Source organism: Psychromonas arctica, from assembly GCF_036697365.1.
GTDB classification, from domain to species: Bacteria; Pseudomonadota; Gammaproteobacteria; order Enterobacterales; family Psychromonadaceae; genus Psychromonas; species Psychromonas arctica_A.
The window spans coordinates 313392-319963 of the sequence record NZ_JBAHZA010000003.1; the positions used below are offsets into that span (position 1 = coordinate 313392).

Annotated in this window: 9 protein-coding genes; all 9 read right to left on the reverse strand. The window is 36.1% G+C overall.

Going from position 1 to position 6572, the window contains the following annotated elements; genetic code table 11:
• Positions 1 to 91 precede the first annotated feature (91 nt).
• Positions 92 to 940: an RNA polymerase sigma factor RpoH gene (gene rpoH, locus V5290_RS05465; protein ID WP_333382652.1), complete on the reverse strand. Its 849-nt coding sequence runs from the start codon at positions 938 to 940 to the stop codon at positions 92 to 94.
• Positions 941 to 1049: 109 nt separating this feature from the next.
• Positions 1050 to 1370 carry a hypothetical protein gene (locus V5290_RS05470; RefSeq protein WP_333382654.1) on the reverse strand — a complete coding sequence of 107 codons (321 nt, stop codon included), beginning with the start codon at positions 1368 to 1370 and terminating at the stop codon, positions 1050 to 1052.
• A 305-nt stretch (positions 1371 to 1675) separates the two neighbouring features.
• Entirely contained in the window at positions 1676 to 2317 is a 642-nt protein-coding gene (locus tag V5290_RS05475; protein ID WP_333382656.1) for an FMN-binding negative transcriptional regulator, read from the reverse strand.
• A gap of 103 nt (positions 2318 to 2420) precedes the next feature.
• Positions 2421 to 3185, reverse strand: a complete 765-nt coding sequence (locus tag V5290_RS05480) for an abortive infection family protein (RefSeq protein ID WP_333382658.1) — start codon at positions 3183 to 3185, stop codon at positions 2421 to 2423.
• A gap of 357 nt (positions 3186 to 3542) precedes the next feature.
• A complete protein-coding gene (locus V5290_RS05485) occupies positions 3543 to 3926 on the reverse strand; it encodes a hypothetical protein (RefSeq protein WP_333382660.1) in 384 nt (127 codons plus the stop codon).
• 164 nt (positions 3927 to 4090) lie between these two features.
• Entirely contained in the window at positions 4091 to 4483 is a 393-nt protein-coding gene (locus tag V5290_RS05490; RefSeq protein WP_333382662.1) for an SMI1/KNR4 family protein, read from the reverse strand.
• A 130-nt stretch (positions 4484 to 4613) separates the two neighbouring features.
• Complete coding sequence (locus V5290_RS05495) at positions 4614 to 5507, reverse strand: DUF2971 domain-containing protein (protein ID WP_333382664.1); 894 nt, start codon at positions 5505 to 5507, stop codon at positions 4614 to 4616.
• Positions 5508 to 5628: 121 nt separating this feature from the next.
• Positions 5629 to 6120 carry a GNAT family N-acetyltransferase gene (locus V5290_RS05500; RefSeq protein WP_333382665.1) on the reverse strand — a complete coding sequence of 164 codons (492 nt, stop codon included), beginning with the start codon at positions 6118 to 6120 and terminating at the stop codon, positions 5629 to 5631.
• Between the two features lie 33 nt (positions 6121 to 6153).
• Positions 6154 to 6519: a hypothetical protein gene (locus V5290_RS05505; RefSeq protein WP_333382667.1), complete on the reverse strand. Its 366-nt coding sequence runs from the start codon at positions 6517 to 6519 to the stop codon at positions 6154 to 6156.
• Positions 6520 to 6572 lie beyond the last annotated feature (53 nt).

Sequence of the window (6572 nt, forward strand, 5' to 3'; positions counted from 1 at the left end):
ATAGAGAAGGAAAAGATGGTGCCGATTATATTAAATAAGTGATGCGTATGACATAAAAAAGGTGAGCTAGTTGCTCACCTTTCATTGATTATTAAAAATCCATGTTGGTTTTTAATTTTTTCAGTGCATTGGCTTCTAATTGGCGAACACGCTCAGCAGAGATCCCATAACGGTCAGCTAAATCATGTAATGTCGCTTTAGGCTCACTCAACCAGCGAGAACTTAAGATGTCTTGACTGCGTGTATCTAATGTAGATAGTGCAGAGTACAACTTGTTCTTGGTGTGAGACTCAGTATTTTCTTGCTCTATCTGAGTTTCAACGCTTGCTGTTTTATCTTCAAGAAAATGCATCGGTGCAAAGTTATTATCGTCATCATCGTTTACATTTAAATCAAATGAATGATCCTGTGCATTTAAACGAGATTCCATTTCCAGCACATCTTTAGTGCTAACATTTAACTCTTCAGCTACCGCTTCAACTTCTTCTTGCTTAAACCAACCTAAACGCTTTTTAGATTTACGCAGGTTAAAGAATAATTTACGTTGCGCTTTTGTTGTAGCAATTTTAACTACACGCCAATTACGAATAACGTATTCATGAATTTCAGCTTTGATCCAATGCACAGCAAAAGATACAAGACGCACGCCCACAGTTGGGTCAAAGCGTTTGACTGCTTTCATTAAGCCTACATTACCTTCTTGAATTAGATCCGCTTGTGCTAAACCGTAACCGGCATAACTTTTAGCAATGTATGCAACAAAACGAAGATGTGACATAACTAGCTTTTTAGCGGCTTCTAAATCACCTTGGTAAAATAGACGTTCTGCTAACTCTTGTTCTTCTTCAGCACTAAGCTTAGAAAATGAATTAACAGATTGAACATAGGCTCCAATACTTCCTTGAGGAACGAGACTCATCGAATTTATTGTTTCACTCATGATTCACCTTTGAATACTTTAAGTTTTAGTAATAAACGTTTCTTAACAGAAAACAATTCATTATACAGTAGCATAATAAAAAGAAAAATCTTTTAAATACCTAAAAAGGTTAGCTAGCTATCAAAAAGTTTAAATAACATTTATCAGCAATTTTTCGTTTAACATGGCGTGATAACCAATATTGGGCTAGCACGTGATGCTGAAATAGATCTCTAAAATGTAAAGAGTTAATACGCATAGTTTGACCATTAAGCAGGTCAAAAGTTGCATACGCAATTAATCTTCCATCTAAACGAATTGCTAATATTTCCTTACATTCAGCAATTAAATCAACTAATTTTGTCTCTTTTTGAACCGCTACCTGTTCTTGAATTAACGCTTGAAAAGTAGGTGAAGAGACTGGTAACAATTTAATATCAACAACTTTCATAAAACACCTGTACCCTGTGCTAACAAGAAAATCTTGTGAACTAGATCACATATTACAGGCAAAAAAAAAGAGATCAAGCAGATCTCTTTTGATGAATATCAATTAAGTTTGTGACAATTTCAATTAAGTTTGTGACATTAATAAAGTTTGTGACAAATTCTATTTTATAGAACGATATTAGAAAGTGTCTCTTTCTGGTAGTTTTATTAGTATTAAATTACTATCTCTACTAAGTTAGCTTCGAAAGCAAACTAGCTAACGCCCCCAAAGCGAGATAGAAAACTGACTTGACGCTTAAACTCTTGTTAGCATATTTTATCAAAATTTGCGTTTATCATTGAGGCAATTTTAGTAATGTTTGAATCTGCACTTTCAGAAAGAGCCTCGGCAACACCATGCTGGTTTACCTCAGGCTGGTTTTGACTAAGTTTCCACTGCCCCGTTATTGAGGCAACTTCAATTTCTATACCGATTATTGCAGGGATCATTTTTTGGATATATTCATGAGGAGCGTCTGAGATAGACCAAGGCTCAGATTGCTCTGATTCATGAATAGTCGTTAAAGTCTCAATTGCATTGTAAATCCACTCTGGGTCATTAATAAATGAAATTTCCCCCTTTACATGAACTACAACATAATTCCATGTAGGAACTGCTCTACCTGTCTCTTTTTTTGTTGGATAATTATTAGGAGAAATATAGCAATTAGGACCATTAAATGTCACGAGGACACCTGAGCCATTTTTCACTGACTTCCATAAAGGATTTGCCTTAGCAATATGAGCCTTTAAATAGAATTTGTCTGATCTTTTATCAATTATTATCGGTAAATGAGTAGCTTCAATTCCAACGTCAGACTGAGTAATTAATGTAGCAAAAGAATACTGTTTCATTAGTTCAACAAGATCTTCAATATTTTCTTGTTTAAACTTTCTTGGGATAAACACTGCAACTCCTTAGTATGCTAACGCTTTGCTGAGCGAATAAAAGTGGCTAGCTATAACATCGGGTTACGAGTACAGCCAGCTGTTTTGTCCATTTAAGAACTTGTTAAGTTTCGGTTGATTCGTATGTCGCTATCAAAAACAACGACATTGTACCTGCCAAATTGACAGCTAATTCTGCGTGCCTAGCTTTAGGTTTTACTGCTCGAGGGCTTGAACCGTGAGCATCACCATGCTTATTTCTTAATGAACCTAAGCCATTAATAATTCCTGAACAACCACCAAGTATTTGTTTAAATATTTTCTCAGTATGCTGATCTGGCGACAAATTTAATTCTTTTGAAGTCAGTCTATACAATTCAGATATTTCAATATTTGTTTCATTAAACTCTACTTTTTTTGCGTGGAGAATATGCTTACAAACAGATTCAAGAATGCTACGAGAAATTGTAATTGCACCTTCAGGGTCTTGAGTTTTACGCTCAAGGGCTTTCTGCCATGCAAAGTGAATACCGTCTGAGTCAAATTTACTTAAGGCCTCATCAATACTCTTTGCTGGAGGCAAAGTTTGTTTGGTTTCAAGGTATTCTAATAAAGGATTCAACTCTTCATTTAAGAAAGCTCTTCGCTCAGCATAAGTAGGGAATTTATTTTTTATGAATTGCCAAAACTGATCAATATTTCGATTTTTCTTAACCCACCTTGGGAGCAACTCCGAATAATTTGGATTAGCAATTATATGTTGACGCATTTGAATATAATGATTTTTATCAACATCACTAACCTCACCACTAGTTGCTCTATTTAGCACCAGAGTCTGGAAATACTCTACCCTGTCAAAATCATCATTGATAAATTCAATCTCAGTCAATATCAAACCCTCTTTAGAAACTTAACGCCTCAGTCAGCTGCATTTTATGCGGTGTTTGCCTTGTGGTAAAGTGGAGCGACAGCGACACCACAAGGCGAACACCGCATAAAATGTCGGTCTGCACTGATTTGTTATGCAACTTTGCTCATGTACACTCGTTAGGCCATCAACCTTAACACTATTGTTTTAAGTCCCCCCGTTCACACGCCAAAGCATCTGACGCTAATTGATACCGCCCACGGCAGAGCATCATTACGTTATTACATCTAGATGCTATTACGACATTACATCTGAAGGCCCTTTCATCATTACGCAATTAGATCACTCGCCACCGTATAAATTGTCGGGTGCAACTGATTAGGAGTCTTTTCCGAACACCTTTTCATATACTTGGTACTGATATTCACTATGCAAATCACTTTCTTTTGACAGCAGATACTCACCCTTTGTATTTTTATATGTAAGATGAAATTCACCTTCCATAATACCGTCTTCTAAACCCCTATTTCCGTCCAGCACTACAAACATACCGAATAACGAAGAATGGACAGAATGCTGTATCACACGTTTGATCATTTTCTTATCTGATTCATTTAGATTAATAAACCACGCAAATAATTCCATCTCAGCCTTACTGCGCGCCCTCCCAGGAGGTGGTTCACCGAGTGATTCGAACACACTATCTACAGATGAATCATGAACTTCCGAAATTACGGCTTCTATGAATTTACTTTCGTCCATTTTCTCTCCTGAGGCTTAGATTACTCCGCTTTAACGTGGATACTAGTAATGTGATGACTCTATCTATTTTGCATAACGCCGCGTTAAGCGGACTAAAATTGTGGGTTATAATGTGTAGCGAAGCGAAACGTAACTCGCTGTTTTTGTTCCGTTTAAACGCCTTGTTATAAACCCGTTAATTCGCCAAAGTTATCGGCTACTTTTAAAACAGAACCAGTTTCATGTGACCAAATATGCACTGCCGACAGGTAAGAATTAGTTTCTTTGATTAGTACCATTTGATCACCACAACCATTGCCTGCAATAGCTAAATAATCACTGGAAAAGTTACCGAATTCTTTACATGACTTAGTTTCAGAAATTATATGATTGCAGGTGCGAGAAATTCTTTTTCTATCTGCTTTATCAAAGATTGGATACAGTTCCCATATTTCATCATCAACTTCTATTTCGCCACCATTATTTTTTAAAATAGTATTTTTGTATTCCAAAGGAAGCTTTGCTTTGAGTAATTCTTCTGCTTCAAAAAGGTATTTTTCATCCAAGTTGAATGCCATGCTTAACTCCTGTAGGGCTTATAACGCCCGCATAAGCAGCGGAGCATGTTGGACGCTTTTTTGCGCCTTTATCTTTTAAGCAAAAAATCGGACAATGTGTAACGTCAGATTTAATGCGCTTGTTAGCAAGCTACACCGTTTTATTAACTAATTTTGAAAATCTATTGTTCTTGATTTGCCACCTAGCAATTTCACCAAACTGACCAGGAAGATCTTTAAAAATATGTGCTGTTCTGGGACTTATAACAGGGCTCATTTCTGATACTGGAACATCATATTTTATTAGCTCAGGCCTAAAGTTAAACCCCCAGTTTGATATAGCAGAAAGCGATAATGAAATATTAGTATTTTTAACTTTATTAAAAATACTAATTTGGTTTTCAATAGATGTTCTTTCACCGAATGTAATTGATTTTATACATTCACTTGGAAGATCCATAACATATATTGGATATTTAGGCTTTGCATTGACCATAACACAATTAACAAGTGGTCGTGCTATTCTTACTTCTTGTTCATATTCCCAGTCTTTCGGTTTAATACATAATTCTGAAAGCCTTATCGGCTCTTCAGAATCAGCAAAAAAAGAATAATCTTTTATTGCTCTATTTTTTCTGTAATCAATTTCAAATAGACCTTCGAAAAATTCATGATCTCTATCGAATTCAATCATCACTCCTGCATATTCTTCTGCATAATGTGACCACATAAGAAGCGAATTTGGGTTTTTAGTTAAACATAAGATTCCAATTGAATTATCTAAATCACTCCTAATAGTTCTTGCAGTATCATCGTTACAAGTAGGAGATTTAAAATCATAAGGTAGCTCTCCTACAGAAGGAACACGTGCGGGACTCATTAAGTCGAATCGCATATCCAAATCTTGTTTCTCTAAACCTTCAGGGATATTTATTTCAGACAATAACTCAAATGGATCGTTAAAAGCACTAGGCTGTGTAAGTCTAATGTTACCTTCTAAAATTTTAAAAACTGTATCTACAGAAATATATTTATATAGACTCATTAAACCTCCGATACTACGAGCTTGCTAACGCCTTAATAACAGGAAAAATGCGGTTGGCTAAACTTGAGCGAAGCGAAATAGCCAGCCGTATTTTTTCCTTGTTCATTAACTTGTTAGGTATTTAGTGCTCGGTACCTGCATAAATCCACATTGGAGCTGTTTGCCCCGCACGTTCAAAACCTAGAGATTTATAAAATTCAATAGCCTCACCATCGGCGGTTAACATCTGCTGGTGGAAGTTACCGTATTTTAATCGGAACGTTTCCATCATTTTACGTCCAACGCCTTTTCCATGAAAGTCTGGGTGAACAAGCATATGCGGATAATAAACCACTAAATGACCATCTGAAATGGCATTTCCTATACCGATTAATACTCCACCTTCTCGTGCCGTAACTAATGAATGTGAGTTTTTTAATGCTGCCAACAGTTCTTTAGGTTTTTCGGCAGAAGACCAGCTATTAGCTTTGTACAAGTTAATGACTTCCAATTCTTCAATTCTTTTATCGAAACTTACTTCTAAATCCATAATGAACACCGATCCTTGATGAATACCTAACGCCCACTTAAGCGGACAAAAATTGTTGGCTAGACTTGTTGAGGAACGAAACAAAGCCAACTGTTTTTGTTCCGTTTAAAGTGCTTGTTAGCTGAAAAACTCCGCAGGATAGGAGTCATTTTCAGCATAAAAAATTAAACTATGACAAGCTTCACTATTAGTTGGAAGGCAACCTTTGTGATTAATTGCCCAGTCCTCAATGAACTCTTTAACCAGAAAAACTTCTAAAAAGTAATACTTTCCAGGGCAACGAGATTCACAAACTTCAGCTGTTGGTAATTGAAGTTCCTCATCAGTCATTCCAAAAACCACTGCTTGAGAAACAGGATCAAATTTACCGCCAATTTTCTCAACAAAAATTGTGTCTTCATCATCAAATGAATTAATTGATGCAATAACTTCGACTAACTCCATAATACCCTTTGCAGCTAACGAGGCTGTAGAATTTCTCATTTTCAGCCCGATTATTTAAAATAAAAAACACATTAATTCATATTTAGTTGAGA

What these genes read in the sequence shown, in the direction of transcription:
- V5290_RS05495 (WP_333382664.1), bottom strand. Translation starts at nt 5,507, where the DNA reads ATGAGTCTATATAAATATATTTCTGTAGATACAGTTTTTAAAATTTTA.
- rpoH (WP_333382652.1), bottom strand. Translation starts at nt 940, where the DNA reads ATGAGTGAAACAATAAATTCGATGAGTCTCGTTCCTCAAGGAAGTATT.
- V5290_RS05490 (WP_333382662.1), bottom strand. Translation starts at nt 4,483, where the DNA reads ATGGCATTCAACTTGGATGAAAAATACCTTTTTGAAGCAGAAGAATTA.
- V5290_RS05470 (WP_333382654.1), bottom strand. Translation starts at nt 1,370, where the DNA reads ATGAAAGTTGTTGATATTAAATTGTTACCAGTCTCTTCACCTACTTTT.
- V5290_RS05505 (WP_333382667.1), bottom strand. Translation starts at nt 6,519, where the DNA reads ATGAGAAATTCTACAGCCTCGTTAGCTGCAAAGGGTATTATGGAGTTA.
- V5290_RS05485 (WP_333382660.1), bottom strand. Translation starts at nt 3,926, where the DNA reads ATGGACGAAAGTAAATTCATAGAAGCCGTAATTTCGGAAGTTCATGAT.